General features: G+C 61.9%; 26 protein-coding genes and 1 pseudogene. 19 read left to right on the forward strand and 8 right to left on the reverse strand.

Annotation, left to right across the window (positions count from 1 at the left end):
* Positions 1-58: 58 nt before the first annotated feature.
* The 6 genes from AC0V2S_RS13830 (at position 59) to AC0V2S_RS13855 (ending at position 5,583) form a co-directional block, all read left to right on the forward strand.
* On the forward strand, positions 59-769 hold the full coding sequence (locus AC0V2S_RS13830; RefSeq protein ID WP_475510243.1) for a TetR/AcrR family transcriptional regulator: 711 nt from the start codon (positions 59-61) through the stop codon (positions 767-769).
* Between the two features lie 136 nt (positions 770-905).
* Positions 906-2,135, forward strand: a complete 1,230-nt coding sequence (locus AC0V2S_RS13835) for an O-antigen ligase family protein (RefSeq protein WP_475510244.1) — start codon at positions 906-908, stop codon at positions 2,133-2,135.
* 222 nt (positions 2,136-2,357) lie between these two features.
* Complete coding sequence (locus tag AC0V2S_RS13840) at positions 2,358-2,909, forward strand: hypothetical protein (protein WP_475510245.1); 552 nt, start codon at positions 2,358-2,360, stop codon at positions 2,907-2,909.
* A 14-nt stretch (positions 2,910-2,923) separates the two neighbouring features.
* On the forward strand, positions 2,924-4,219 hold the full coding sequence (locus tag AC0V2S_RS13845; protein WP_475510246.1) for a flavohemoglobin expression-modulating QEGLA motif protein: 1,296 nt from the start codon (positions 2,924-2,926) through the stop codon (positions 4,217-4,219).
* A 147-nt stretch (positions 4,220-4,366) separates the two neighbouring features.
* Positions 4,367-5,260 (forward strand): alpha/beta hydrolase, encoded by an 894-nt coding sequence (locus AC0V2S_RS13850; RefSeq protein WP_475510247.1) that lies wholly within the window; start codon positions 4,367-4,369, stop codon positions 5,258-5,260.
* Positions 5,257-5,583 (forward strand): hypothetical protein, encoded by a 327-nt coding sequence (locus AC0V2S_RS13855; protein WP_475510248.1) that lies wholly within the window; start codon positions 5,257-5,259, stop codon positions 5,581-5,583. The genes AC0V2S_RS13850 and AC0V2S_RS13855 overlap by 4 nt, the downstream gene beginning before the upstream one ends.
* A 79-nt stretch (positions 5,584-5,662) precedes the next feature.
* Here the strand turns inward: AC0V2S_RS13855 and AC0V2S_RS13860 are convergent, their stop codons facing one another.
* Positions 5,663-7,843, reverse strand: a complete 2,181-nt coding sequence (locus AC0V2S_RS13860) for a heavy metal translocating P-type ATPase (protein WP_475510249.1) — start codon at positions 7,841-7,843, stop codon at positions 5,663-5,665.
* A gap of 91 nt (positions 7,844-7,934) precedes the next feature.
* On the opposite strand from AC0V2S_RS13860, the gene cadR reads away from it, so the two are divergent.
* Complete coding sequence (gene cadR / locus AC0V2S_RS13865) at positions 7,935-8,402, forward strand: Cd(II)/Pb(II)-responsive transcriptional regulator (RefSeq protein WP_475510250.1); 468 nt, start codon at positions 7,935-7,937, stop codon at positions 8,400-8,402.
* A gap of 81 nt (positions 8,403-8,483) precedes the next feature.
* Here cadR and AC0V2S_RS13870 read toward each other — a convergent pair whose 3' ends face one another.
* The 3 genes from AC0V2S_RS13870 to AC0V2S_RS13880 all read right to left on the reverse strand — a co-directional run bounded on the left by AC0V2S_RS13870 (position 8,484) and on the right by AC0V2S_RS13880 (position 10,312).
* Positions 8,484-9,260 carry an OmpA family protein gene (locus tag AC0V2S_RS13870; RefSeq protein WP_475510251.1) on the reverse strand — a complete coding sequence of 259 codons (777 nt, stop codon included), beginning with the start codon at positions 9,258-9,260 and terminating at the stop codon, positions 8,484-8,486.
* 36 nt (positions 9,261-9,296) lie between these two features.
* Positions 9,297-9,695: a DUF4398 domain-containing protein gene (locus tag AC0V2S_RS13875; protein WP_475510252.1), complete on the reverse strand. Its 399-nt coding sequence runs from the start codon at positions 9,693-9,695 to the stop codon at positions 9,297-9,299.
* 272 nt (positions 9,696-9,967) lie between these two features.
* Positions 9,968-10,312, reverse strand: coding sequence for a pilin assembly protein (locus tag AC0V2S_RS13880; protein WP_475510253.1), 345 nt, complete (start codon positions 10,310-10,312; stop codon positions 9,968-9,970).
* A 211-nt stretch (positions 10,313-10,523) separates the two neighbouring features.
* Here AC0V2S_RS13880 and ppc point away from each other — a divergent pair, with 211 nt between their 5' ends.
* The 8 genes and pseudogenes from ppc (at position 10,524) to AC0V2S_RS13920 (ending at position 18,588) form a co-directional block, all read left to right on the forward strand.
* Entirely contained in the window at positions 10,524-13,160 is a 2,637-nt protein-coding gene (ppc, locus tag AC0V2S_RS13885) for a phosphoenolpyruvate carboxylase (RefSeq protein ID WP_475510358.1), read from the forward strand.
* Positions 13,161-13,361: 201 nt separating this feature from the next.
* On the forward strand, positions 13,362-14,009 hold the full coding sequence (gene adk / locus AC0V2S_RS13890; protein ID WP_475510254.1) for an adenylate kinase: 648 nt from the start codon (positions 13,362-13,364) through the stop codon (positions 14,007-14,009).
* Between the two features lie 87 nt (positions 14,010-14,096).
* Complete coding sequence (gene tsaB, locus AC0V2S_RS13895) at positions 14,097-14,777, forward strand: tRNA (adenosine(37)-N6)-threonylcarbamoyltransferase complex dimerization subunit type 1 TsaB (RefSeq protein WP_475510255.1); 681 nt, start codon at positions 14,097-14,099, stop codon at positions 14,775-14,777.
* A gap of 144 nt (positions 14,778-14,921) precedes the next feature.
* Complete coding sequence (locus tag AC0V2S_RS13900; protein WP_475510256.1) at positions 14,922-15,266, forward strand: hypothetical protein; 345 nt, start codon at positions 14,922-14,924, stop codon at positions 15,264-15,266.
* A gap of 92 nt (positions 15,267-15,358) precedes the next feature.
* Positions 15,359-16,216 (forward strand): DUF72 domain-containing protein, encoded by an 858-nt coding sequence (locus AC0V2S_RS13905; protein ID WP_475510257.1) that lies wholly within the window; start codon positions 15,359-15,361, stop codon positions 16,214-16,216.
* Positions 16,217-16,248: 32 nt separating this feature from the next.
* Positions 16,249-17,078 (forward strand): annotated as a pseudogene (locus AC0V2S_RS13910) (isocitrate lyase/PEP mutase family protein).
* A 26-nt stretch (positions 17,079-17,104) separates the two neighbouring features.
* On the forward strand, positions 17,105-17,773 hold the full coding sequence (locus AC0V2S_RS13915; protein WP_475510359.1) for an extensin-like domain-containing protein: 669 nt from the start codon (positions 17,105-17,107) through the stop codon (positions 17,771-17,773).
* Between the two features lie 35 nt (positions 17,774-17,808).
* Complete coding sequence (locus AC0V2S_RS13920) at positions 17,809-18,588, forward strand: class I SAM-dependent methyltransferase (RefSeq protein ID WP_475510258.1); 780 nt, start codon at positions 17,809-17,811, stop codon at positions 18,586-18,588.
* 12 nt (positions 18,589-18,600) lie between these two features.
* On the opposite strand, the gene AC0V2S_RS13925 is transcribed toward AC0V2S_RS13920, so the two are convergent.
* Entirely contained in the window at positions 18,601-19,239 is a 639-nt protein-coding gene (locus tag AC0V2S_RS13925; RefSeq protein ID WP_475510259.1) for a TetR/AcrR family transcriptional regulator C-terminal domain-containing protein, read from the reverse strand.
* A gap of 94 nt (positions 19,240-19,333) precedes the next feature.
* Here AC0V2S_RS13925 and AC0V2S_RS13930 point away from each other — a divergent pair, with 94 nt between their 5' ends.
* Complete coding sequence (locus tag AC0V2S_RS13930) at positions 19,334-20,437, forward strand: efflux RND transporter periplasmic adaptor subunit (RefSeq protein ID WP_475510260.1); 1,104 nt, start codon at positions 19,334-19,336, stop codon at positions 20,435-20,437.
* A 6-nt stretch (positions 20,438-20,443) separates the two neighbouring features.
* Positions 20,444-23,524 (forward strand): efflux RND transporter permease subunit, encoded by a 3,081-nt coding sequence (locus tag AC0V2S_RS13935; protein WP_475510261.1) that lies wholly within the window; start codon positions 20,444-20,446, stop codon positions 23,522-23,524.
* Positions 23,525-23,691: 167 nt separating this feature from the next.
* Here AC0V2S_RS13935 and AC0V2S_RS13940 read toward each other — a convergent pair whose 3' ends face one another.
* The 3 genes from AC0V2S_RS13940 to AC0V2S_RS13950 form a co-directional block, all read right to left on the reverse strand.
* On the reverse strand, positions 23,692-24,381 hold the full coding sequence (locus AC0V2S_RS13940; RefSeq protein ID WP_475510262.1) for a DUF4197 domain-containing protein: 690 nt from the start codon (positions 24,379-24,381) through the stop codon (positions 23,692-23,694).
* Between the two features lie 87 nt (positions 24,382-24,468).
* Positions 24,469-25,083: a Yip1 family protein gene (locus AC0V2S_RS13945; protein WP_475510263.1), complete on the reverse strand. Its 615-nt coding sequence runs from the start codon at positions 25,081-25,083 to the stop codon at positions 24,469-24,471.
* A gap of 93 nt (positions 25,084-25,176) precedes the next feature.
* Entirely contained in the window at positions 25,177-25,494 is a 318-nt protein-coding gene (locus tag AC0V2S_RS13950; RefSeq protein WP_475510264.1) for a putative quinol monooxygenase, read from the reverse strand.
* Between the two features lie 138 nt (positions 25,495-25,632).
* Here AC0V2S_RS13950 and mdaB point away from each other — a divergent pair, with 138 nt between their 5' ends.
* Together mdaB and AC0V2S_RS13960 are read left to right on the forward strand one after the other, a co-directional pair.
* Positions 25,633-26,238: an NADPH:quinone oxidoreductase MdaB gene (mdaB, locus tag AC0V2S_RS13955; RefSeq protein WP_475510265.1), complete on the forward strand. Its 606-nt coding sequence runs from the start codon at positions 25,633-25,635 to the stop codon at positions 26,236-26,238.
* A gap of 102 nt (positions 26,239-26,340) precedes the next feature.
* A complete protein-coding gene (locus tag AC0V2S_RS13960) occupies positions 26,341-26,736 on the forward strand; it encodes a hypothetical protein (protein ID WP_475510266.1) in 396 nt (131 codons plus the stop codon).
* The last annotated feature ends 25 nt before the right edge of the window (positions 26,737-26,761 follow it).

The following is a 26,761-nucleotide window of genomic DNA, read 5'->3' on the forward strand; positions in this document are numbered from 1 at the left end:
CCAAGTCCCAGTTTCCATGGTCTGCTATTTATAGCGAGTGCGAGAGGTAAGCCCAGTCGTGACCCAACCTTCCCGAGACAGCACTGCTGACGTCGCCAGCGCCGTTGCCGAAAGTGTTCAATACCAGGGCCGCAAGGCTAGCCGCCAAGGCAGCGAGCAGCGCCGCCAGGCGATTCTCGATGCCGCCATGCGCATTATCGTGCGCGAAGGCGTGCGCGCCGTGCGCCATCGCGCTGTGGCCGCCGAGGCCGAAGTGCCGTTGTCGGCCACCACGTACTACTTCAAAGACATCAACGACCTGATCACCGATACCTTCGCGTTGTTCGTGGAGCGCAGTGCCGCCGACATGGCCGCGTTCTGGAACAGCACCGAGGGCTTGCTGCGCACCCGCGTGGACATGGTCGATGGCAGCGTCGAATCGCGCCGCGAGCTGGCCGACTACATCGCCGCCATGGCCGTGGAGTATGTGCGTCAGCAAGTGCAGGAGCGCCCGGCACATTTGCTCGCCGAGCGCGCCTTCCAGCAGGAAGCACTGCTTAACCCGCGTCTGCATGATCTGGTGCGCTCGCACCGGCAGATTCTCCAGCAGGGCGCCACGCACTTCTTCGAGGTGCTGGGTTCCAAGCAGCCGGAGCAGGACGCCAAGGTGCTCACCGGCATCGTCGAGCGCATGGAGTACCAGGGGTTGATCGACGGTGCGGCGCACCTCGATAGCACCGATATGCTCGCCTTGCTCAAGCGCTATATGTACCTGGTGCTGGGCCTGTAAAACGGCGCGTTACCGGTTGCAAAGACTGTGATGGTCTCGATGACAGCCTGAGTAAATGACGCCAGAATGTGCGGCGTATGGCGTCTGGAAACGACCGCCGCAGACTTCTCCATTTCGATTTTTTCTGGATGTATAAATGGCGCTTAAACGCTTGGCCAAGGATGTTGGCCTGTTGGTACTTTCGCTGGGCATGCTGATCAATCTGGTCGGCACGTTGTTTATCACCGACGGCAGTCGGGTCGCCACGTTACTCAACCTCACCTTCTTCCTGCCCGCCCTGGTGTTGACGGCCTGTATTCCCGCTTATCGGGCGCGGCTGTTTAGCCGGGAGCTGATCTTCGTGGCGCTGTTTCTGGCGTTCACTGTCCTGATTGCAGTGCTCAATTCCCACTCCGACCATTCGCCCAAAGACCAATTGAAGGTAGCGGTGTATGTGCTGATGTACCTGTCGGCCATCCTTATTCTGGCGCTGGAAGACAAGCTGGAACGGTTGCTGACCTGGAGCTTTTTCCTCGCGTCGGCGGCCGCAGCTGTCAGCCTGATCTACCAGCGGGTGGTGCTGGGGCAGGACGTCTTTGGTACCTATCGGATTTTTAGCCTGGGTTACGGTGATTTCGCCAATTTTAACAACGCCATTGTTTCGGCCCTGTATTACGGGGTGTTCGGGGTGTTTGGCGTTCACCAGTTGGCGAGCAAGCGCATGGCGCTGTGGCACAAAGCGGTGTGGGCGTTGTGTGTCGCGGTGTTGATCCTCTACGTGTTTTGCACAGGCTCGCGTGGCATTTGGCTGGGCATGTTGGCCGCGTTTTTCGCGTCTATCTGGATGAATATGGGCTCCGGGCGGCGTAACAGCGCGATGGCGGCATTGGCCGTGGTCTGTGTCGGCGTCGCGATGGTGGTCAAGTTTGTGTTCGGGCATGAAGGCCGTGGCCTGAGCCTGCGCGACGAAATATGGGGCGGTTGGTTTCACCGGCTCGGTGAGTTCTGGTTGACCGGCGCCGGTGCCGGCAACGCGTTCAATATCTGTGTCAGCGATACCCGGTGCTACAAACAGGCCCATAACCTTTACTTGCAGGTGGGGTATGAGTTCGGCCTGGTCGCGGTGGTGCTGTTGCTGTTGCTGATTGGTGTTGCCATGGTGCGCGGCTTGCACCGCAGCCAGTGGGAGAAGCCGCTGGGTAGTGCCGGCATCGCCTTGATGATTTTTGCGGCGATCACTGCGCTGGCCAACTACCATTCCGTGCTGAGCCGCCCCGGCGTTTACTGGCTGGTGTTCTGGTTGCCGGTTGGTCTGCTGATTCACGCACGACTTATGCCTGTACAGCGGGGCAATGAGCGCGTTGCAGAACAGCCTTCAGGAATCTGAAGTTCGCTGGCCCACCGCGCTGTATGGTGGGCCGCGACCGGCCGTGCAAAGGCTTGCGCCAGCGCTGCTGAATCCTTGCTCGTAACATTTGTCACAATCGATAGCTAACGTGGGCGGTTTTAGCTAAACACTCAGGAGAGAGTCGGTGACGATAGGCTGTGTAGAGGTTGCGTGTATGGCAGTGCGGCCGTGTGGCCCAACCCGGCAAGCGGGGAGGGCGCGATGAACGTCTGGCGTGTACTGATCGCAATGTCGTTTCTATTGCTGGGCGGCTGCCTGGTGACCTTCAAAGACCCCATTCCCGCCAACGAGCCGGCGCCGATGCCGCTGTTGGGCGAGTGGACGCGCAAGAACGAATTCGGCGACACGCTGTACCTGGACATCAGCCGGTCCGGCTCCAATGTCTATAAAGCGCGCACCTACGTAAACACCCCGGACAACGACAAAAGCGTCGAAGAATACAGCTTCACCGTGGCCCACCACGGCAGCCGCTGGTACCTGTCGGCCGGCTTGCCGAAAAGCCTGGGCGCCAACTTCGCCATCGGCGGTTTCGAGCTGACCAAGGACAACGAGCTGTTGCTCTATAACCTGGATATCGACCGCGTCAGCCAGGAACTGGAAGTCGGCGGTTTGCAGGGCGATGTGGTGGAAACGCCTGAAGGTGATGGCGTGCTGATCAGCAGCCCGCTGGAGAAAGTGTTCGCGTATCTGGACGATCAGGCTAACTCCGATGTATTTATCGAGGTGGCGCGCTACCAGCGCACAGGCGAATAACGACGAGGAAAAGGATGAACAGCCAGATCCAGCTTGACGACTACCAACTGGTAATTCGCGCATTGTCCGATCGCCTGGTAGAGGCGCAAACGCCGATCCGCGTGCTGGACGCCGTCAAGTGGGACGAAAACGTGCGCAAGGCCTTCCTCAAAGGCAAAGGCAAGGAGATGCCGCAGGTAGGCCCGGACTACTACGCCGGCCGCCCGCTGGGGTTTGACTCCGGCGCCAAGAAGCTGGAATTCCAGAACATTGAACGCGATATCACCCGCCAGCTTGGCCAGTTCAACCCGGTCGGGCAGATCATGCGGCGCATGTGCAAGGAATACCGCATGGTCATCCGCATGCTCGAAGCGCGCGGCACCCCGGACTTCGGCCTGATCTCGCAAGAACTCTACGGCTCGGCCTCCGATGCGTTTCACGCCGGCGACCCCACCCTGGCCGACCTTGGCCTGATGTTCTCCGATTACCTGAACAAGATCGACGACCGTGGCGACCTCAAGGACGAACCCAAAACCCTGACCGCCAAAGATGCCGTGGCCATGCTGCAAGGCCGCCTCAACACCGTGTTCGGTGAGGCGCAGAGCACCATTCGGGTGTTCGAGTCGGACGGCATTCTGGCCGACGCCGCTGCCGGCGCCGACTACATCAAGATCCGCGCCGACGCCATGTTCAACGAACGCGACGTGCGCGCCCTCGAAGTGCATGAAGGCCTGGTGCATGTGGGCACCACGTTGAACGGGTTGAACCAGCCGATCTGCACCTTCCTGGCCAAGGGGCCGCCCTCGTCGACGGTGACCCAGGAAGGTCTGGCGATTCTGATGGAGGTGATTGCCTTCGCCTCCTATCCGAGCCGCCTGCGCAAACTCACCAACCGCACCCGCGCCATTCATATGGCCGAAGAGGGCGCCGACTTTTTGCAGGTGTTCAACTTCTTCCGCGAGCAAGGCTTCGACATGGAGCAGAGCTACGCCAACGCCAGCCGCAGCTTCCGTGGCTCAACGCCGGACGGCCTGCCGTTTACCAAGGATTTGTCGTACCTCAAGGGTTTTATCCTGATCTACAACTACATCCAGCTGGCCGTGCGCAAAGGCAAGCTCGAAGCCATTCCGCTGCTGTTCTGCGGCAAGGCCACCCTGGAAGACATGCGCACCTTGCGCCAGTTGGTGGACGAAGGCCTGGTGGTGCCGCCCAAGTATTTGCCGCCGCAGTTCCGTGACCTGAATGCGCTGTCGGCGTGGATGTGTTTCTCCAACTTCCTCAACCACCTGAGCCTGGATCGCATCGAAGCGGATTACGCGAATATTTTGTAGGCGGGCGGTTGGCAGAACACCGTCATCCCGAATCGTCGGACCGCAGCGAAGGCTGGGATCCAGAATCTGCAGCCGTACGCCACACGACGGAGTCCATATGCCCAGCCCCAAACTCGGTTATGACATGCTTGCCACCGGGAGCGCCTGATGCGCCGTGTGCTTCTGGCTGCACTGCTCATGTACCTGAGCGGCTGCAGCAACCTATTGTTCTTCCCCCTCAAAGAGGTGCCGTTCACCCCGACTGTCGCCAAGCTGCAATACCGCGATATCACCCTGACCGCCGCCGACGGCACCCGTCTGCATGCCTGGTGGCTGCCGGCGAAAGAAGGCGTGGCGCTCAAGGGCACGGTGCTGCACCTGCATGGCAACGGCGGCAACGTCGCCACCCACCTGGGCGGCAGTTACTGGCTGCCGGAGCAGGGTTATCAGGTGCTGTTGCTCGACTACCGCGGCTACGGCAAATCCGAAGGCAACCCGGATTTGCCCGGCGTCTATCAGGACATCGACGCCGCCTTCGCCTGGCTACAAACAGTGCCCGAAACCCAAGGCCAGCCGCTGTTCCTGCTCGGGCAAAGCATCGGCGGCGCCGTGGCCGTGCACTATTTAAGCGAGCACCCCCAGCAGGCCAAGCGCCTGGCCGCCATGGTGCTCGACGGCGTGCCGGCCAGTTACCGCGAGGTAGCCCAACTCACTCTGAGCAACTCCTGGCTGACCTGGCCGTTGCAGGTGCCGCTGTCGTGGCTGGTGCCGGACGGCGACAGCGCTATCACCAGCATTGGCAATTTGCCGCAGCTGCCGCTGTTGATCTACCAGAGCATTGACGATACGGTCGTGCCCCTTTCCAACGGCGTGAGCTTGTATCAAGCTGCGCGCCCGCCGAGGGTGTTCCAGCCCACGCGTGGCGGCCATGTGCAAACCTTTGCCGACCCGGTGTGGCGGCAAGTGATGCTGATGTTCCTCAGCGACCCGCAAGGTTTTACCGGCCTGCGCCGCCTGGCTGAAGTACCCAATACCCCGACTTCCGACGAGACCCCGCAATGAGCCAACCCCGCGACGCAAGACCCCTGATCATCACTGGCGTGCTCTCCATCATGGGCACCGTGGCCGCGCTCTGGTTCTACGGTTACCTGCATATCGCCAAGCCTGAAGACGCACTGCTGCTCTCGGAATTCACCATGCTCAAGACCGTGCCGGGCGAGGACTACAAGGTGTCGCTGGAGCCTGCGGCGCAAGTGGCGCAGTGCGTGGATGGCATCGTGGTGTTGTTTGATACCGAGCAGAAAGGCTTGACCGGTGTGTTGGTGGACAACAAGAAGCAGGCGGTGCGGTGCATGGGGCAGGAGACGCCGCAGAAGGTGGAGTAAGGCGTTAGATCGATCGAGGCTGAAGCCTCTCCCACGGGATCGCATTTCCCTTGTGGGAGAGGCTTCAGCCTCGAAGCTTTTAAGGGGCGGAGCGCAACAACCGCAACCCATTGAACACCACCAACAAACTCGCCCCCATATCCGCAAACACCGCCATCCACAGGCTGCCCAACCCCGCCAGGGTCAGGGCGAGAAACACCACCTTGATCCCCAATGCCAGCGCGATGTTCTGCATCAGCACGCTGTGGGTGCGGCGTGACAGGCGAATAAATACCGGCAGCTTGCGCAAGTCGTCGTCCATCAGCGCCACGCCAGCCGTTTCAATCGCCGTGTCGGTTCCGGCGGCGCCCATGGCAAAACCGATATCGGCGCGGGCCAGCGCCGGGGCGTCGTTGATGCCGTCGCCAACCATGCCGACCCGCTGACCATTCACTTGCCGCTGCTGAATTTGCGCCAGTTTGTCTTCGGGCAGCAGGTTGCCCTGGGCTTCATCTATACCCACCTGGCTGGCAATAGCGGCAGCCGTGTGCGGGTTGTCGCCGGTCAGCATCAGGGTTTTCACCCCGAGTTTATGCAGCTCGGCAATCGCCTCGCGGCTGGTTTCGCGCACAGCATCGGCGACCGCAAACAGCGCCAACGGGCCGCTGGTGTCGAGAAGCACGATGGCGGTTTTGCCTTGGCGTTCGAGGGTGTCGAGCTGCGCTTCCAGCTCGGGCGAGCACAGGCCCAGTTCTTCCACCAGGCGATGGTTGCCCAGGTGGTAGGGCGTGCCGTCGATAACACCTTTAACGCCACGGCCGGGCAGGGCGATCAGGTCTTGCACCTCCAGCAGCGCGACTTGTTCTTCGCTCGCCGCGCGGGCCAGCGCCTGCGACACCGGGTGGTCGGAGCGCGTCGCCAGGCTAGCGGCCAGGGCGCGGGCGTTGGGTTGGTCGCCGAGCAGCACCACATCGGTCTGCTGCGGGCGGCCGTGGGTGAGGGTGCCGGTTTTATCCAGCGCAACCCAGGCCAGTTGCCGGCCCATTTCCAGAAATACGCCGCCCTTTACCAGGATGCCCATACGGGCTGCCGCCGCGAGGCCGCTGACCAACGTCACCGGGGTGGAAATCACTAGCGCACACGGGCAGGCGATGACCAGCAACACCAGCGCTTTATAGATCCAGTCCAGCCAATGGCCGCCAACGATCAACGGCGGCAACACGGCGGTCAGCACGGCAATGGCGAATACGGTGGGCGTATAGATGCGCGAAAACCGATCGACGAAACGTTGCGTCGGCGCCTTCGAGCTTTGCGCTTCTTCAACCGCATGAATGATGCGCGCCAGGGTGCTGTCGTCGGCGACGCGGGTGGTGCTGTATTCCAGCTCGCCTTCGCCGTTGATGCTGCCGGCAAAGAGCACGTCGTCCGGGGCTTTTTCCACCGGCAGGCTTTCGCCGGTGATGGGCGCCTGATTGACGCTGGAGCGGCCGTTGACCACCTGGCCGTCCAGAGCAATACGTTCGCCCGGGCGCACCCGTACGCGGCTGCCGAGGGCGACGTCCGCCACATTGATGTCCTGCCATTGGCCGTCGACCTGCACGGTGGCTTGGGCCGGCGTTAGGTCGAGCAGGCCGCGAATGGCGCGGCGGGCGCGGTCCAGCGACTTGGCTTCGATCAGTTCGGCAATCGCAAACAACACGCTGACCATCGCCGCTTCCGGCCATTGGCCGATTAGCACCGCGCCGGTGACGGCAATGCTCATCAGCGCATTGATATTCAGGTTGCGGTTTTTCAGGGCGATCAGGCCCTTGCGGTAGGTAGGCAAACCGGCGCCGGCAATCGCCGCCAGGGCAAACAGGGCGATCAGCCACGTCGGGCCGGCCTCGGTCCATTCCAGTACTTCAGCGACCAACGCCGCCACGCCGGCTACTGCCAGCGGCCACCAGGGTTTCTGCGCGGCAGCCGGCGCCGGTACGCCGTTATCCACAGGCTCGGCTTGCATGCCCAAGGTGGCGATCAGTTGTTGCAGCGGCTGCAATTCGGCAAAACGGTGCTGCACGCGCAGCACGCGCTGGATCAGGTTGAACTCCAGCGCTTCCACTTCCTTCACTTTGCCCAAGGCATCGCGCAGCAGGCGTTCTTCGGTGGGGCAGTCCATGGCGTCGATGCGCAGGCTGCTCCAGCGCAGTTCACCGGTGGCGCCGCTCACCGTCGCCGCAGCGGCCGCGGGCGGCGGGGCGTCGTGGTGGTGGTCGCAGCAATGGTGGTGGTCGTGGCTCATGGCACAGCTCCGTTGGAAATCGCGTATTGACGCTATGGATGCGATTGCACACCCTGTAGCTACTACAGAGTCAAGCAGCGAGAGGCACAAGATGAAAATTGGTGAGCTGGCGCGACTGACCGACTGCCCGGTGGAAACCATCCGCTATTACGAGCGCGAGGGCTTGCTGCCTGAGCCGGCGCGGTCGGAAGGCAATTACCGGCAATACACCCAGGTGCATGTAGAGCGCCTGGCGTTTATTAGGCACTGCCGGTCGCTGGATATGACCCAGCAGGAAATCCGCGAACTGCTGGCCCTGCGCGACGCACCGGAAGCCGACTGCACAGCGGCCAATCGGTTGATCGACGAGCATATTCATCACGTGGAAGTGCGGATTACCGAGCTGCGGGCGTTGCAGGAGCAACTGCGGGATTTGCGGGAGCATTGCCAGGTGACCGGCAATAGCGAGGCGTGCGGGATCTTGCGGGAGTTGGAACAGCCAGCACCGCCAGCGGTGGCGAGTGAGGCGTGTATTGATGCCGGGCATTTGCATGTGCCGGGGGTGCATAAGCGGCATTGAGAACGGCGTTGGGCTTCGCTCCGCTCAACCCAACCTACACCGCCGGTAGGTTGGGTTGAGCGCAGCGAAGCCCAACTGGTTTTACAGAACGCGCGGAGCTACCGGCGCACCGCCGTTAGCAATGGTCACTTCAACGCGACGATTCAACGTACGCGAATCTGGCGACTCATTGCTCGCTACCGGATAGTCCTTACCAAACCCATGGGTGGTCACGCGGGTCGGCGAAACCCCCATGCTCACCAGCGCGCTACGCACCGAGTCAGCACGGGCTTGCGACAGACGCAGGTTGTGGTCGGTGGTGCCGGTGTTGTCGGTAAAGCCTTCTACCACCACCTGGCTGGTCGGGTTCTGCTGCAGGTAGTTACCCAATTCCTGCACGTTGCGCAGGCCGTTCGGGGTCAGCTCGGCGCGGTCGATCTGGAACAGCACGTCGCCCAGAGTAACCACGGTACCGCGCGGAGTTTGCTTGGCTTGCAGCTGTTGCAGCAGCACGTTCACCTGCTGGTTACGCGCATCCAGCTGCGCTTGGGTGCGCTGCGCCGGGGCATTGGCCAGGGTTTGTTCGGCCTGCTTTTGCAGCACGGTCTGACGCGCCACTTCCACGCGCTGGTTGCTGATATAGGCCAGTTGGTCGACCTGCGCCTGCGGCTTGCCATCGGCATAGGCGATATCGGCGCGGGCGATCATATCGGCCGCTTCCTTGGTTTCCAGCGGCGCCAGGGTTTGCGCTTGCGGCTGGGCCGTAAGGGCCGAGTAGTTGCTATGGGCCTGGTCCAGGTTCGGATTGGGCTTGGAGGCACAGGCCACCAGGGCGAGGCTGAGTACCGACAGGGCAGAAACTGAAATCAACTTGTTCATGGGGATTGTCCTTATCTGGGCTGAGCGCTAGGCGTGTTACTGCACGATGATCGGCGTGCGAGCGCCTTCTTCACGGATTTGCTGAACGCCTTGTTGCGAGTCCTGCACGGTTTTCTGGGCTTTGGCGGCCAGTGCGGTGCGTTCGGCTACGCGGGCGTCCCATTCAGCTTGTTCGGCCATCATGCGGGCCTGCTCGTACTGGTCATCGCGCAGCAGGTTTTCGGCAGCGGCCAATTTGTCCTGCGCGGCTTTCATCGGCACCGGGGCGTATTCCGGGCCGCCGGCGGCTACGGCGCTTTTGACCACGGTGTTGGTCACGGCGAATTGCTCGGTCGGCGGGTGGCCGGCGCAACCGGCAAGCAGCACGGTGCTGCCCAGCGCCAGGGCTGCCAGCAGGGATTTTGGGTGGCTTGTCTTCATGATATTCCGCTCCATTGGGGTCTCTCCACAGATGTCTTCACTCAAGACAACTTATCTGCCAGATGCACGCTACTTACCGTTAGATAGCCGACGTTGGCTATACATTGCCGGCTAAAGGCAAATGCGCTGGCTTATGGTTGTGACTGGGGCGGTGTAAAGAATGTTCAACATAATTGACGACGGGTGGTAAAGCGGGGGTGCGAAGAGGGGACCAATTGCCCGGAGAAAGCGGCGTAGGGCGAATATCGCCAAAGGCGATATCCGCCGATTCGCGGGTGGGGATGCAATCAATGATTCGTGCTGTCGAGTTGCTCGCTCAGCAGGTGCAGGTGTTTTTTCGATAATTCGAGAAAACGCGGCGTGGGCCCAACATCTTCATACAGCGGGTCGCCCAACTCATCGGTAGCCACCACGTGGTCGCCTTTTACATAGGGCAGGCCGGCTTCCAGTTCTTCCAGGGCAGCGCCAATTAGTTCACCGAGCAGTTCTTCGGGCTGGCGCTTTGGGTACATCTCGGCCAGGGCCGCCAGGCGTGCGGCAGCCTCGAGGTCGAGGTGGACGTGGTAGGGGCTGCGGGTAAGGCGGCCAGTGGCAAAGTTTTCCCAGTGGCGAACAAGTTCGCGGATCTTCATAAATTCCTCGTGAGTCTCTATGGCTTGGGTGCATACGCGGCCGACGGTAATCGGCGCGGCTACCTGATTGAGACTAGACGCCCGCGCAATCGAGCGGGTCCATTCGTCGCAACCTTGAAATTTGATGGCGCTTTCCTAGACAGTGCTCACGAACTTTCCGATGCGGGTTAAGCTCAAGCGCACGGTATGGATCGGCAATGGAGAAGTGCTAATGGCGGAAATCGACGCACGTTTGCGTGAAGACGTTCACCTGCTCGGCGAGTTGCTGGGTGAAACCATCGGCGCCCAGCGCGGTGAGGGTTTTGTCGACAAGATCGAGCGCATTCGCAAAGGTGCTAAAGCCGCGCGCCAGGGCTCTGAGAAAGGCGCGGCGCAGCTCACCAGCACGCTGGACAGCCTCAAGGAAGACGAGCTGCTACCCGTGGCGCGGGCCTTTAACCAGTTCCTTAATCTGGCCAATATCGCCGAGCAGTATCACCAGGTGCGCCGCCTTAACCCCGAGGAGCCACCGCGCTTCGAAACCGAGGTGCTACCGCAACTGCTCGAACGCCTGAAAAACGAAGGCCATACGGCCGAAGTGCTGGCCCGCCACTTGAGTCGTCTGGAAATCGAGCTGGTGCTGACGGCGCACCCTACCGAGGTGTCGCGCCGTACCCTGATTCAAAAGTACGACGCCATTGCCGCGCAGCTGGCCGCACAGGACCACAGCGACCTGTCGCCGGAAGAGCGCAATCAGGTGAAGCAGCGCCTGCACCGGCTGATCGCCGAAGCCTGGCACACCGAAGAAATCCGCCGCACCCGCCCGACACCCGTGGACGAAGCCAAATGGGGCTTTGCCGTGATCGAGCATTCGCTGTGGAAGGCCGTGCCCAAATACCTGCGCGGCGCCGATGACGCGCTGTATGCCGCCACCGGCCTGCGCTTGCCGCTCACCGCCGCGCCGATCCGTTTTGCTTCGTGGATGGGCGGCGACCGGGACGGCAACCCGAACGTCACCGCGCCGGTCACCCGCGAAGTGCTGCTGCTGGCGCGTTGGATGGCCGCCGATTTGTACCTGCGCGATGTGGATAACCTGGCGGGCGAGCTGTCGATGCAGCAGGCCAATGCCGCCGTGCGCGAATTGGTCGGCGACAGCCCGGAACCGTATCGCGCGCTGCTCAAACAACTGCGCGAACGCCTCAAAACCACCCGCGCGTGGGCCGAAGCGGCGCTGCACGGCGATCTGCAACCGCCAACCGGCGTGCTGCACAGCAACATAGAACTGCTGGAACCGCTGGAGCGCTGCTACCACTCGCTGCATGAGTGCGGCATGGGCGTGATCGCCAATGGCCCGCTGCTCGATTGCCTGCGCAATGCCGCGACCTTTGGCTTGTTCTTGGTGCGCCTCGACGTGCGCCAGGACTCCACCCGCCACGCCTCGGCGATGAGCGAAATCACCGACTTCCTGGGCCTGGGCAAGTACCAGGAATGGGACGAAGAAACCCGCGTGGCATTTTTGCTGCGCGAACTGAACAACCGCCGGCCTTTGTTGCCCGTGCATTACCAGGCGTCGGCCGACACCGCTGAAGTGCTGGCGACCTGCAAGGTGGTGGCCAAGGCGCCGCAGGCGTCCTTGGGCTCGTACGTGATTTCCATGGCCGGTGCGCCTTCCGACGTGCTGGCGGTGCAACTGCTGCTTAAAGAAGCCGGGTTGCAACGGCCGATCCGCGTGGTGCCGCTTTTTGAAACCCTGGCGGACCTGGAAAACGCCGGGCCGGCAATTGATCGCCTGCTGGGCTTGCCCGGCTACCGCTCGCGCCTGCATGGCCCGCAGGAAGTGATGATCGGCTACTCCGACTCGGCCAAGGATGCCGGCACCACCGCAGCGGCGTGGGCGCAGTATCGGGCGCAGGAAGCGTTGGTGAATGTATGCCGCGAGCATCAGGTGGAACTGCTGTTGTTCCACGGGCGGGGTGGCACCGTCGGCCGTGGCGGTGGTCCGGCGCATGCGGCGATTCTGTCGCAGCCGCCGGGGTCGGTAGCCGGTCGGTTCCGCACCACCGAACAGGGCGAGATGATCCGCTTCAAATTCGGCCTGCCGGACATCGCCGAGCAGAACCTCAATCTCTACCTGGCCGCCGTGCTCGAAGCCACGGTGCAACCGCCGCCCGTGCCGGAGCCAGCGTGGCGCGAGTTGATGAGCAAGCTCGCCGAAGACGGTGTGGCCGGCTACCGCGCGGTGGTGCGCGAGCATCCGCAGTTCGTTGAATACTTCCGCCAGGCCACGCCGGAACAGGAGCTGGGGCGCCTACCGTTGGGCAGTCGGCCGGCCAAGCGTCGGGAAGGCGGGGTGGAAAGCCTGCGCGCCATCCCCTGGATTTTCGCCTGGACACAAACCCGCCTGATGCTGCCGGCCTGGCTGGGCTGGGAAGCCGCACTGGGCAACGCCCTGGAGCGCGGCGATGGTGAGCTGCTGGCGCAGATGCGTGAGCACTGGCCGTTCTTCCGTACCCGCATCGATATGTTGGAGATGGTGCTGGCCAAGGCGGACGCGGCAATTGCCGGTTTATACGACGAACGTCTGGTGTCGGACGAACTGCGACCGCTGGGTGCGCATTTACGCGACCTATTGTCGCAGGCTGGTACGTGTGTGCTGGCTTTGACCGGGCAGTCACAGCTGTTGGCGCATAGTCCTCAGACGTTGTCGGCCTTCGCTGTACGAAACACTTACCTCGACCCGCTGCATCTTCTGCAGGCCGAGCTGTTGGCCCGGTCTAGACACTCCGAGCGCCAGGCGGATAGCCCTTTGGAGCAAGCGTTGCTGGTGAGCGTGGCGGGCATCGCGGCGGGGCTGCGCAACACCGGTTAAGGGGTGGGCGCGGGGCCTGAGGCGGGCGTTCCAGATGCTCCCAAGGGCCCTGTTGGCTGCTACTTTCGGTGGCTTGTGCGGTGCCGGTGCGCTGTGTATCTTGAGCAACCTTTTGGCCGCTCCATGCTGCCGGGACCTATACCGAGATTGGCCCCACGAGGCGAATCCGACGAGTTCTATTCAATCTTGAGGAGCACAGAGATGCGCGTGATTCTGTTGGGAGCGCCCGGTGCCGGCAAAGGTACCCAGGCTCGCTTCATCACCGAGAAGTTCAACATTCCACAAATCTCCACCGGCGACATGCTGCGTGCTGCGGTCAAGGCCGGCACCGAGCTGGGTCTGCAGGTGAAAGGCGTGATGGACAGCGGTGGTCTGGTTTCTGATGATCTGATCATCGGCCTGATCAAAGAGCGCATCGCTCAGCCAGATTGTGCCAATGGCTTCCTGTTCGACGGCTTCCCGCGCACCATTCCTCAGGCTGAAGCCCTGAAGGACGCTGGCGTGAAAATCGACAACGTCGTGGAAATTTCGGTAGACGACGAAGAAATCGTCCAGCGCATTTCTGGCCGCCGCGTACACGCCGACTCCGGCCGTGTGTACCACCTGATCTACAGCCCGCCCAAAGTGGAAGGCAAAGACGACGTCACCGGCGAAGACCTGGTGCAGCGCGTCGATGACACCGAAGCCACCGTGCGCAACCGTCTGAAGGTCTACCACGACCAGACCAAGCCGCTGGTGAACTTCTACCAGCAACTGTCGGCCGCTGAAGGCGCGCCGAAGTACAGCTTCATTGAAGGCGTTGGTTCGGTAGAAGGTATTACCACCAAGGTGCTCGCAGCCCTGAGCTGAGTCGCCACCCGCTTTTCAACCAACGGCCCGCTTGCGGGCCGTTGGCGTTTATACTGCGCCCCGTTTTTCTTTCGCCTGGAACCCCCCATGAGCACTCTGCTGGCCCTGGATACCGCAACCGAAGCTTGCTCCGTTGCCCTGCTGCACGACGGCAAGGTGCTGAGCCACTACGAAGTGATTCCGCGCCTGCACGCCCAGCGCTTGTTGCCGATGATCAAAGACCTGCTGGCCGAAGGCGGCATTGCGCTGTCGGCGGTGGATGGCATTGCCTTTGGTCGTGGGCCCGGCGCGTTCACCGGTGTGCGTATCGCCATTGGGGTGGTTCAAGGCTTGGCTTTTGCGCTGGACCGCCCGGTGGTGCCGGTGTCCAACCTGGCCGTGCTGGCTCAACGCGCGCTGCGCGAGCATGGCGCCCAGCAAGTTGCCAGCGCCATTGATGCGCGGATGGATGAAGTTTATTGGGGCTGCTACCGCGCCGAGCAGGGCGAAATGCGCCTGGCTGGACTTGAGGCCGTGTTGCCGCCGGAGCAGGCCAGCTTGCCGCGCGACGCCAGTGGCGACTGGTTCGGCGCCGGCACCGGCTGGGGCACGTTTGCGCCGCGTATTCCGGTGCAGGTAGTCGGCCAGGAGCCGAATATGCTGCCCCATGCGCTGGACTTGCTGAGCCTGGCGCAATTCGCCTGGGCCCGTGGCGAAGCGCTGCCGGCTGATCAGGCGCAGCCGGTTTATCTGCGCGACAAGGTGGCGACTCCCAAGGCGCCGCTCTGACAGCTATCAGTCAGCCGACTGACGGCTGATTGCGCTTCTGTATCCACTCTGGTTACATACGCGACACATACATTGCCGATAGTTGCGAATGGCCACTGTATGTCAGCCAATTCCGATACGTCTGAACGAGAAGTCTGAGCAGTAATGCGGATCGACGGTTTTACCTCCTCCTACACGCCAGAACGCACCCCGTTGCCGGGGAGCGCGGTCACGCCTTTCCGTGACGTTCAGCGCGCGCAAGAGGCCCGTCAGGATGTTCCTGCCACCCCGTCGACCAGTCAGGGTATCGAAAGCACCCCGCAACAACGCCGGGTACAAGCCACCAATGCCAGCACCGACAGCCTGCCGGCGCGCTCGCAGGATGTATTTGTACAGCGCAGCGGCGTCAGCAACCGAGCCCAGCAGGCGTTGGCCAGTTACGCCAGCACCGCCAGCTACTCGAACGAATCCGACGCTAATCAGGTTCTCGGCCTCGATACCTACGCGTAAACATGGGGCTGGCTGTTGTGGGAGAGGCTTCAGCCTCGATTCCTGCAAACGCCAATCGAGGCTGAAGCCTCTCCCACAAACAGCAGTCTCCTATGCTCCCTTATAAACTCGGCTGTCCATCCTGGAGCGAACCGGCCTGGCGCGGTGATCTGTATCCCGACAGCGCCCGCAGCGCCGACTTCCTCGGTCTCTACACCCAGGTTTTCAACACCGTCGAAGGCAACACCACCTTCTACGCCCAGCCCTCGGCAGCCACGGTGCAACGCTGGGCCGAGCAGATGCCGGCGCATTTCCGGTTTTGCGCCAAGCTGCCCCGCGATATCAGTCACACCACCGATCTCTATGCTCAACTCGACGCAGCCCAGGCTTTCGTCACCTTGCTCAAGCCGCTGGGCGAACGCGTCGCACCGTTCTGGTTGCAGCTGCCCGCCAGCTTCGGGCCGCAGCGTTTGCCCGAGCTGGCGGCCTTTCTTGCCGAGCTGAAGATTCCCCTGGCCGTCGAAGTCCGCCATCCAGCGTTTTTTGCCAAGGGCGAGGAGGAGCGCGCGCTGAACCGGTTGCTGTTGGGGCAGGAAGTGGAGCGGTTGTGTCTGGACTCGCGGGCGCTGTTCAGCTGCGTTTCCAGCGACCCCGCCGTGCTGCACGCCCAGGCCAAGAAACCCCGTCTGCCCACCCGGCCGGCGGCGTTCACCCCGTTCCCGCAGCTGCGCTTTATTGGACATCCCGAATTGGCGGCAAACGACCCGTTTATGCAGCCCTGGCTAAAGAAAGTCGCCAGTTGGATTGAAGAGGGCCGCACGCCGTACGTGTTTTTGCATACGCCCGACAACACCTTGGCCGCCCAACTGGCGCGGCGGTTTCATCAGCAATTGACGGAGTTATTGCCCGGCCTGCCGGCGTTGCCTGAATTAGAGGTCGAACCGGCGGCGGAGCAGCTCGGTCTGTTGTAGGTTGGCGTTACTTATCCAGCAGGAAGCTATCCATGTCGTCTCAGCTCGCCCGTGCCCAGACCTTCCAGCAATTGCACAGCGCCGAGGGCGCCTTTGTATTCCCCAATCCCTGGGATGCCGGTTCGGCAAAAATGCTCGCCAGCCTGGGCTACCAAGCCTTGGCGACCACCAGCGCGGGGCTGGCCTTTGCCCTGGGTCGGCCGGATGCCGAAGGCGCCATTTCCCTGGAAGAAAACCTGGCCAATGCTCAAGCCATCGTCGCCGCCACCGATCTGCCGGTAGCCGGCGACCTGGAAAACGGCTTTGCCGATGATCCCGAAGGCTGCGCCGCGTGCATCAAACGCGCCGCCGCTATCGGCCTGGTCGGCGGCTCCATCGAAGACGCCAGCGGCCGCAGCGAGGCGCCGATCTACGATTTCCAACTCGCCGTTGAGCGGGTAGAAGCTGCCGTGGCTGCCGCGCGCAGTCTGGACTTCCCTTCACCCTGACCGCCCGTGCGGAGAACTTGCTCAATGGCCGCGACGACCTGGCCGACACCATTCGCCGCCTGCAAGCCTTCGCCGAAGCCGGTGCCGATGTGCTGTTCGCGCCGGGGTTGCGCTCGGTCGCTCAGATTGAGGCCGTGGTTCGCGCCGTGGCGCCCAAGCCAGTGAATGTGCTGATGGGCCTGTCTGGCGTCACGCTCACCGTGGCGCAATTGCAGGACTCGGGCGTCAAGCGCATCAGCGTCGGCTCATCCCTGGCCCGTGCCGCCTACGGCGAGTTCTTTCGCGCCGCTCAGGATATTCAGCAAAACGGCCGCTTTACGTATGCCGAACGCGCGCTGCCGTTCCAGCAACTGAACGACCTGTTCAAGGGCTGACGGTGCGCGGGCTGCTCAAATTTCTGCTGGTGGTTGTGGTGCTTGGCGCGGCGCCGTTTGCGGTCTGGCGCGGTTGGTGGCAGGTGCCGCCGCAATGGAACCCGTGGGCGCCGCTGGATGTGCGGTTGGAGCCGAATATTCTGACGCCGTGGAAGATGATGCGCCTCGGCCAGAACCGCGAACTTTGTGCCCAAGCGTTGGCGACCTCGCCGGTGCGCTCTCTGCCGCTGGCCGACAACACCGCCACCGCGAACTGTCCGCTCAGCAATGTGGTGCGCGTGCAGGGTTCGGCGGTCGCGTTCAGTAGCAGCTTTATCGCCACGTGCCCGTTGGCGGTGGCCTTTGCGATGTATGAGCGCCATGGTTTGCAGCCGGCGGCCGAAGCGGTGTTTGGCCAGAAGGTGACGCGCATCGATCACCTCGGCAGCTTTGCCTGCCGCAATATCGGCAGCAGCTCGCGGCGCAGTCAGCATGCGAGCGCCAATGCGCTGGATATCGCCGGCTTTCGTCTCGCCGATGGACGCCGCATTACCGTGGCGCGAGATTGGAATAGTACGGGCGATGACGCTCGCTTCCTGCGCCTAGCCCGTGATTCTGCGTGCAAGGCCTTCAACGTCACCTTGAGCCCGGAATACAACGCCGCCCATCACGACCATTTCCACTTGGACATGGGCTTGTTTCGTCTCTGCCGTTAGAATGCCGCCCCTGATTTGTCCGAGTTGCTTTCCCCATGAGTGATCACATTCCCAGCGTTATCGTGCGTGCCGAAGCGCTGTCGCCGGCCTATACCGACGCCACCACGCAATGGGCGATTCGCCTGGGTTTGCCGCTGGAAGGGGAGGCGGACTTTGCTCTGCAGTTGGGCGACGACGGCCTGCAACTCACCGACCTCGGCCCACAGGCGCCCGGCCCGGTGCGGGTGGATTTCGTTGAAGGCGCGGTGGCCCATCGGCGGCTATTTGGCGGCGGTACCGGGCAGATGATTGCCAAAGCGGTTGGCGTGCAGCCGGGCGTGCGCCCGTTTGTGCTGGATGCGACGGCCGGGTTGGGGCGCGATGCGTTTGTGCTGGCTAGTCTCGGTTGCCAGACAGCGATGATTGAGCGTCAGCCGCTGATCGCCGCGTTGCTTGAAGATGGGTTGAGCCGTGCCAAAGACGACGAAGAAGTCGGCCCAATCATTCGGCAGATGCGCTTGCTGGTCGGTAATGCCATCGAGGTGATGAAAGCCTGGGAAGGCGAGGCGCCGCAGGTGATTTACCTGGACCCGATGTTTCCGCACCGCGACAAGAGCGCGCTGGTGAAAAAGGAAATGCGCCTGTTCCGCCCGCTGGTGGGCGATGACCTGGATGCACCGGCCTTGCTGGAAGCGGCGTTGGCGCTGGCCACTCACCGGGTGGTGGTCAAACGCCCCCGCAAGGCGCCGATCATTGCCGGGCCAAAACCCAGCTATGCGCTGGATGGCAAATCCAGCCGCTACGACATCTATCCGAAGAAGGCGCTCAAGGCGTAAAGCGGATACCCATCACCGCGGCAAATACGCCCGCACAAACATCTGCACCGCATCGGTAATGTGCTCGGCGGTGGCGACGGTTTCTTCCGGCGAGTTGCAGCCGATCAACAATTTGAAGTTGATGCCGCCCTTGAGCAGGCAAAGAAAATGTTCGGCGGCGAGCTCCGGCTTCTCGATGCGCAGCTTGCCCAGCTCGTCGGCCTTGCGCAGCAGACGCTCCATTTCCTCGTGCACCACCTGCGGGCCCGACTCGTAAAACATCTTGGCCAGCTTCGGGTCCTGATTGCCGAGGGTGATCATCAGCCTGTGCAATTCAATCGACTCGCGGCAGCTCACCAGGTTGTGGAAGGCGTGGGCGAGGTTCAGCAGCACCGGTTCAATAGGCGCCGCTTCCGTCAAATCGAAGAACATCAACGGCAACTGCTCATCGCACTTGGCGCGCACCGCCATGGAGAACAACGTCTCCTTGTCGGTGAAGTGGCTATAGACGGTGAGCTTGGAAACCCCGGCCTCGGTGGCGATGGCGTCCATGCTGCAGCCGTCGTAACCCAGGCGCAGAAACAGGTTCTTCGCGGCATCAAGGATGGCTGCGCGCTTTGTAAGGTCTTTCGGGCGACCCGGTCCGCTAGGCGGTAATACTTTGTCGGACATTTCGAGTTTTATTACTGGACTGGCGAGTTTGCTATTTTTACTATACCCGCCAGTACAATTATTCAAAGCCTTAATTCGCGAAAGGTCATACATCATGTTCCGCCATGTCCTGCCACTCGCCTTACCTGCCTCCCTTGTTTTCCTGCTTGCTGCGTGTGGCGCTCCCGAAGAGGTGAAGGTGCCGCCGCGTCCAGCCCTGGTCGTGCAGCCGCAACGGGCCGGCGAATTGGCCGATACCTATCCCGGTGAAGTACGCGCCCGCCTTGAGCAGGATCTGGCGTTCCGCATTGGCGGCAAGGTCAGCAAGCGCCTGGTAGATGTTGGCGAGCGTGTGAAAAAGGACCAACCCCTGGCCGAACTCGATCCGCAAGATGTGCAACTGCAGCTCGAAGCCCAGCGCGCCCAGGTGGCCGCCGCCAGCGCCAACCTGCAGCTCGTACGTAGCGAACGCGACCGCTACAAAACCTTGTTCGACCGGCAGATGGCCAGCCGCTCGCAATACGACAACGCCGAAAACCTCTACCGCGCCGGCGAAGCCCGGGTGAAACAGGCCAAGGCCGAATTCGATGTATCGAGCAACCAGGCCGGTTATTCGGTGCTGCGCGCCACTCAGGCGGGTGTGGTGTCGCGCCGCGTGGTTGAAGTGGGCAACGTGGTTGCCGCCGGCCAGACCGTCTTCAGCGTGGCCGTAGATGGCGAGCGCGAAGTGGTGATCAGCCTGCCGGAGCACAGCATCGAGCGCTTCAAAATTGGCCAGGAGGTGTTCGTCGAACTCTGGTCGCGCCCGGACAAACGTTTCCCCGCGCGTATCCGTGAACTCTCGCCCGCCGCCGACCCGCAATCGCGCACTTACGCCGCTCGCGTTTCTTTTACTGCCGATAAAGTGCCGGCCGACCTCGGTCAGAGCGCCCGGGTATTCGTGCCAGTGGTCGGTGACGTGCCGTTGGCCGTGCCGCTGTCGGCGTTGAGTGCTGAAGGAGGCCGCCCGTTCGTGTGGGTGGTCGATCCGCAAAGCTCCAAGCTGGCGCGCCGCGAAGTGAAAGTTGGGCCGTACGGTGAAGAACAGGTGCCGGTGCTCGAAGGCCTGAAGGCCGACGACTGGGTAGTGGCCGCCGGTGTTCAAGTACTGCGTGAGGGCCAGGAAGTACGGCCCGTGGACCACGCTAACCGCTCGGTCAAACTGGCAGCGCAGGAGTAAGCACGGATGAGCTTCAACCTATCCGAATGGGCGCTGCGCAATCGGCAGATCGTGCTGTTCCTGATGTTGCTGCTGGCGATTGTCGGCGCTATTTCCTACACCAAGCTGGGGCAGAGCGAAGACCCGCCCTTCACCTTCAAAGCCATGGTAGTGCGCACCAACTGGCCGGGCGCCAGCGCTGAGGAAGTGTCGCGCCAGGTCACCGAGCGCATCGAGAAAAAGCTGATGGAGACCGGTGAATTCGAGAAGATTATTTCCTTCTCGCGCCCCGGCGAATCCCAGGTGACCTTCCTCGCCCGCGATTCGATGAACTCCCGCGATATCCCCGAGCTTTGGTATCAGATCCGCAAGAAGGTCAGCGATATCCGTTACACCCTGCCGCAGGGCATTCAGGGGCCGTTCTTCAACGATGAATTCGGCACCACCTACGGCAATATCTACGCCCTGACCGGCGATGGCTTCGACTACGCCACCCTGAAGGACTACGCCGACCGCATTCAGCTGCAACTGCAGCGCGTAAAGGATGTGGGCAAGGTCGACCTGATGGGCCTGCAGGACGAAAAAATCTGGATCGAGCTTTCCAACGTCAAAGCCGCCACGCTCGGCCTGCCGATGGCCGCCGTGCAAAAAGCCCTCGAAGACCAGAACACCGTGGCCTCCTCAGGCTTCTTCGAAACGCCCACGGACCGCATTCAGTTGCGGGTGACCGGGCGCTTCGAGTCGGTAGATGAGATCAAGGCGTTCCCGATTCGGATCGGCGACCGCACCTTCCGTATTTCTGATGTGGCCGAAGTGCACCGTGGCTTCAGCGACCCACCCGCGCCGCGCATGCGCTTTATGGGGCAGGACGCGATTGGCCTGACGGTATCGATGAAGCCGGGCGGCGACATTCTGGTGCTGGGCACAGCGCTGGAAAAAGAATTCGCCCGTATGCAGCAGTCCCTGCCGGCCGGTATGCAGCTGAGCAAGGTGAGCGACCAGCCGGCCGCGGTAAAAACCGGCGTCGGCGAGTTCGTGCAGGTGCTGGTGGAAGCCCTGGCCATCGTGATGCTCGTGTGCTTTTTCTCCCTCGGCCTGCGCATTGGTCTGGTGGTGGCGCTGGTGATTCCGCTGGTGCTGGCGATGACGTTTACCGCCATGTACTACTTCGGCATCGGCCTGCACAAAATCTCCCTCGGTGCGCTGGTGCTGGCGCTGGGGCTTTTGGTGGACGACGCGATCATTGCCATTGAGATGATGGCGATCAAGATGGAGCAGGGCTTCTCACGGTTCAAAGCCGCGAGCTTCGCCTGGACCAGTACCGCGTTCCCGATGCTCACCGGCACGCTGATCACCGCCGCCGGCTTTCTGCCAATTGCCACCGCCCAGTCGGGCACCGGCGAATACACTCGCTCGATCTTCCAGGTGGTGGCGATTGCCCTGCTGGTGTCGTGGATCGCCGCCGTGCTGTTCGTGCCTTATATCGGCGAGAAACTGCTGCCGGACCTGGCCAAGCTGCACGCCGCCAAGCATGGCGGCAGCGAGAAGGGCCATGACCCGTATGCCACGCCGTTCTACCTGCGGGTGCGCGGCGCCATCGAGTGGTGCGTGGGCCATCGCAAGACGGTGATCGTGCTGACCATCGCCTTGTTTGCCGGCTCCATCTTTATGTTCAAGTTCGTGCCGCAGCAGTTCTTCCCGTCTTCCGGGCGGCTGGAGCTGATGGTCGATCTGAAGCTAAGCGAAGGCGCGTCGCTCAAGGCCACCGAAGAACAGGTTCGCCACCTCGAAGCGCTGCTCAAAGACCACCCTGGCATCGACAACTACGTCGCCTATGTCGGCACCGGCTCGCCGCGTTTCTACCTGCCGCTGGACCAGCAGCTGCCGGCCTCCAGCTTCGCCCAGTTTGTGGTGCTGAATAAGACCATCGAAGACCGCGAAGCCGTGCGCAAGTGGCTGATCGAAACCCTGGCCAGCGAATTCCCGACGCTGCGTACGCGCATCACCCGTCTGGAAAACGGCCCGCCTGTGGGTTACCCGGTGCAGTTCCGGGTGTCGGGTGAACATATCGATGAAGTGCGCACCCTGGCCCGTGAAGTGGCCGACCGCGTGCGCGAAAACCCCCATGTCACCAACGTGCACCTGGACTGGGAAGAGCCGAGCAAGGTGGTGTACCTGAGCATCGACCAGGAGCGCGCTCGTGCCCTGGGTGTCACCAGTGCCAGCCTGTCGACCTTCCTGCAAAGCGCACTGTCAGGTAACAGCGTCAGCCAGTACCGCGAAGACAACGAGTTGATCGAGATTCTGCTGCGCGGCACCGTGCGCGAGCGTCAACAGCTGGCCTTGCTGCCAAGCCTGTCGGTGCCCACCGACAACGGCAAAAGCGTGGCGTTGTCGCAGATCGCCACGCTCAAGTACGGCTTCGAGGAAGGCATTATCTGGCACCGCGATCGTCTGCCGACGGTCACCGTGCGCGCCGATATCTATGGCAAGGAACAGCCGGCCAGCATCGTCAAACAGATCCTGCCGACCCTGGACGCCGTGCGCGCCAAATTGCCCGATGGCTACCTGCTGGGTGTAGGCGGCACGGTGGAAGACTCGGCCAAAGGCCAGAACTCGGTGAACGCCGGTATTCCGCTGTTTATCGTGGTGGTGCTGGGCCTGTTGATGCTGCAGTTGAAAAGCTTCTCGCGCTCGGCGATGGTGTTTCTCACTGCGCCGTTGGGCCTCATCGGCGTGACGCTGTTCCTGCTGGTGTTCAACCAGCCGTTCGGCTTTGTGGCCATGCTTGGCACCATTGCGCTGTCCGGCATGATCATGCGCAACTCGGTGATTCTGCTGGACCAGATCGAGCAGGACATCGACGCTGGGCATGACCGCTGGCATGCGATTGTCGATGCCACGGTGCGTCGCTTCCGGCCGATTGTGCTGACCGCGTTGGCGGCGGTGCTGGCGATGATTCCGTTGTCGCGCAGTACCTTCTTCGGGCCGATGGCGGTGGCGATCATGGGTGGATTGATCGTGGCGACTGCGCTGACCTTATTGTTCTTGCCGGCGTTGTATGCGGCGTGGTTCAAAGTGAAGAAAGAAGAGAAGGTCGCGGATTAGACCGAAAAGCTTCGCGAGCAAGCTCGCTCCTACGGGCTGAAAAGCATCGAGGCTGAAGCCTCTCCAACAAGGGGCCTCAATTACTGTGGGAGAGGCTTTAGCCTCGATGCTCTTGAATAAAAAACGCCAGCTGAATGCTGGCGTTTTTATTGGGGGCAGAGACTCGCTTACAACGCCCCAAACACCTTCTTGGCCAAACTGGTGGCTGCCGCGGCCGGGTTCTTGCGGATGCTTTCTTCCTGCTTGGCAATCATTTCAAACAACCCATTGAGCGCCTGCTCGGTCACGTAGTTTTCGACGTTGGCGCTTTTCGCGTCCACCACGCCAAGGCTCGCGGCCTGGCCGGCGAAGGCGTTGTATTGCTGGGCGAGGCCCACTTTGTCGGTGGCTTGTTTGACGATGGGCAGGAACTTGGCGCGGATCTGCTCGCGGCTGGTTTTGTCCAGGTACTGGGTGGCCGCGTCATCCTTGCCGGCGAGAATGCCTTTGGCGTCGGTGACGGTCATTTTCTTCACGGCATCCACCAGCAGCGCCTGGGCTTGCGGCACGGCGGCTTCGGCGGCTTTGTTCATGCTGCTTTCCAACTGATCAACTTGCGCGCCCATGCCCATCATTTTCATGGTTTTGGCGGCTTTGCCGAGCTTGCCGGGCAACTCGATGCGCACGTCTTCGTTATTGCTGAAACCGCCGGGCGTGCCCAGCTGCTTCACGGCAATTTGCGCGCCTTGGGTCAGGGCGTCTTTCAGGCCGGCGCTGGCGTCGGTTTGCGAGAGGTCGCTGATGGAGAGGGCAAAAACCTGGGCAGACAGCGTCAGGCCGGCAAGCAGCGTGGCAAGGGAGGCAGTGGAGCGAAGCATGGGCGCATTCCTGTTGGGGACAATGGCCCGAGCTTAACGGACTGCACCGCCGAGGCAAACCCGCAGCGGTGCAGTGAACAGCAGCGGCTACTGGCCGAGCGGGCCGCGCAGGTATTCCGGCGAAAGGCCGGTGTACCAGAACAGAATCGCCGACACCAAAATGGTCACCATCAGCAGCAGGCCCACCGCCCACACGCAGGAAGCGAACAGAAAGCCCTGCTCCTGTTTGCGGCGCATAAAGGTCGGCAGGCCCACGAACAGCAGAAAGGTCGAATACGCACAGGCGGCCAACAGTACGGCTACAGCCAACCAACGGCTCGGGTACAGCGCAGCGAGCCCGGCGATATACAGCGGAGTCGCGGTGTAGGCGGCAAAGCCGATGCACTGATTGAGCGTCGGGCGGGCGTCGAAGGTGCGCGACATCCAGCGGATAAACACGCCCATCAGGGCCGTGCCCAGCAGAATGGCGCCGTACACCATGCCAGCCAACATCAGGGCGCTGTCAGCGCTCAGGCGCACCACCTCGTTCTCGGCCAGGCTCCAGCCCACACGGGTGGTGCCAATAAACAGGGCGAACGGCGGAATCAGCCCGAGAAAAATCAGATGGGGCAGGTAATTGCGGGGTTTTTCCTCTTCTTCCTTGCGGATTTCCGTCCAGCTGCGGTCCGGCTGGGTGAAGAGTTTGATCAGGTGCGTGCTCATTCTCAGATCCTCGCGCGGGTGGGTCTTGCGACCGTGTTACAGGTTTAGACGCGACCTTTGGCGAGGGTTTCATGTGTTTTTGCGCCTTCCGGCTCAGCGGTTGGCCGAGGAAGGGCTGAGCATGTCGATAAGGCGGATATCGAAATCGCGGGTGAGGAATTCCATCCGCTGCTCGGCAAAACGCTGCATATGGGGCAGGGCGGAGTGCACATCGAGGTGCGCCTTGCTGGCCCAGATCTCGTAGAAGATAAACAGCGTGGGGTCTTGCTGGTCGCGCAGCATGTGGTACTCGATGCAGCCAGGCTCGGCGCGGCTGGGCTCGACATAGGCGCTGAACAGCGCCTGGAACTCCTCGGATTTCTCCGGTTTGGTGTGGGCGTGAAGGATAAAACCGTAGGGCTTGTCGCTCATCAAGGTGCTCCGAGAGTAAGTGGATTGCTGCAGTTTACCGGGGGAGTCGATTGGCTATTCATGCTTTTGGCGCAAATATGATTTGCGCACGCCGGGGTGTTTCTTCTCGCGTGAGGCCTTTAACCTGCCGGCCATTCGTTGACTCACCGAGGTAAACCCCGTGAAAAGATTCTTCTGCTCAATGGCGGCAAACAGTTCGCCCACTCCGACGGCCGCTACAACCAGACCCTGCACGACGCCGCCCTCAGCTACCTCGACCGCTCCGGTTTTGATGTGCGCGAAACCTTTATCGACGGCGGCTACGACGTGGTCGAAGAAGTGCAGAAATTCCTCTGGGCCGACGTCATCGTCTGGCAGATGCCAGGCTGGTGGATGGGCGCGCCCTGGACCGTGAAAAAGTACATCGACGAAGTGTTCACCGAAGGCCACGGCAGCCTGTACGCCAACGACGGCCGCACCCGCTCCGATGCCTCGCAGAAATACGGCAGCGGCGGTTTGCTGCACGGTAAGCAGTACATGATTTCCGCGACCTGGAACGCTCCGCAACAGGCGTTCGACGACCCGACCGATTTCTTCGAAGGCCAAGGCGTAGACGCCGTGTACTTCCCGTTCCACAAGGCCAATCAGTTCCTCGGCATGACTAGCTTGCCGACCTTCCTGAGCGTGGACGTGATGAAACGTCCGAATATCGAAGGCGATATCGCTCGCTACGAGCAGCACCTGGCGCAGGTGTTCAAGGCGTAAGGCTGACGGTCGGGCTGGCAATACTGATGTCACCTAGGCACTATTCGCGGCGGTCAGACGACCCCACTTCCCGCGTAGTGCCTATAAGGACATTCCCTCGCAATGAAATTTTCCCGTATTGCTGGCGCATTGGCGCTGGTCGCTCTGGTGAGCGGTTGCTCGACCTCCGCCTACTTCAAGCTGCCTGAGCACAGCAAAGTCGACATCTACAAGCGCGGCACCCTGTACAGCGAAGGCCTGGTGACAACCCGTCCCTTCGCCTGGGGCGCAACCGGCGGCATTACCTACACCCTGCGCGACGACAACGGCACGACACTGCAAGAAGGTCGGCTGCGCCCGAGCTTTCGCGTGAGCTCGATTTTCTGGCCACCGTTTTCGCTGATTTACTGGCCGATGAAATTCGGCCAGACCTGCTACGACCTGACCGGCACCAAGCCATTGACCTGCACCGAGCAGGACTTGATCGATCTGCGTAAAGGGCAGCGGTTGCCGCGTTAATTGCCGACGATCTCGGATGCATTGG

The organism is Pseudomonas sp. CC11G (assembly GCF_056174845.1).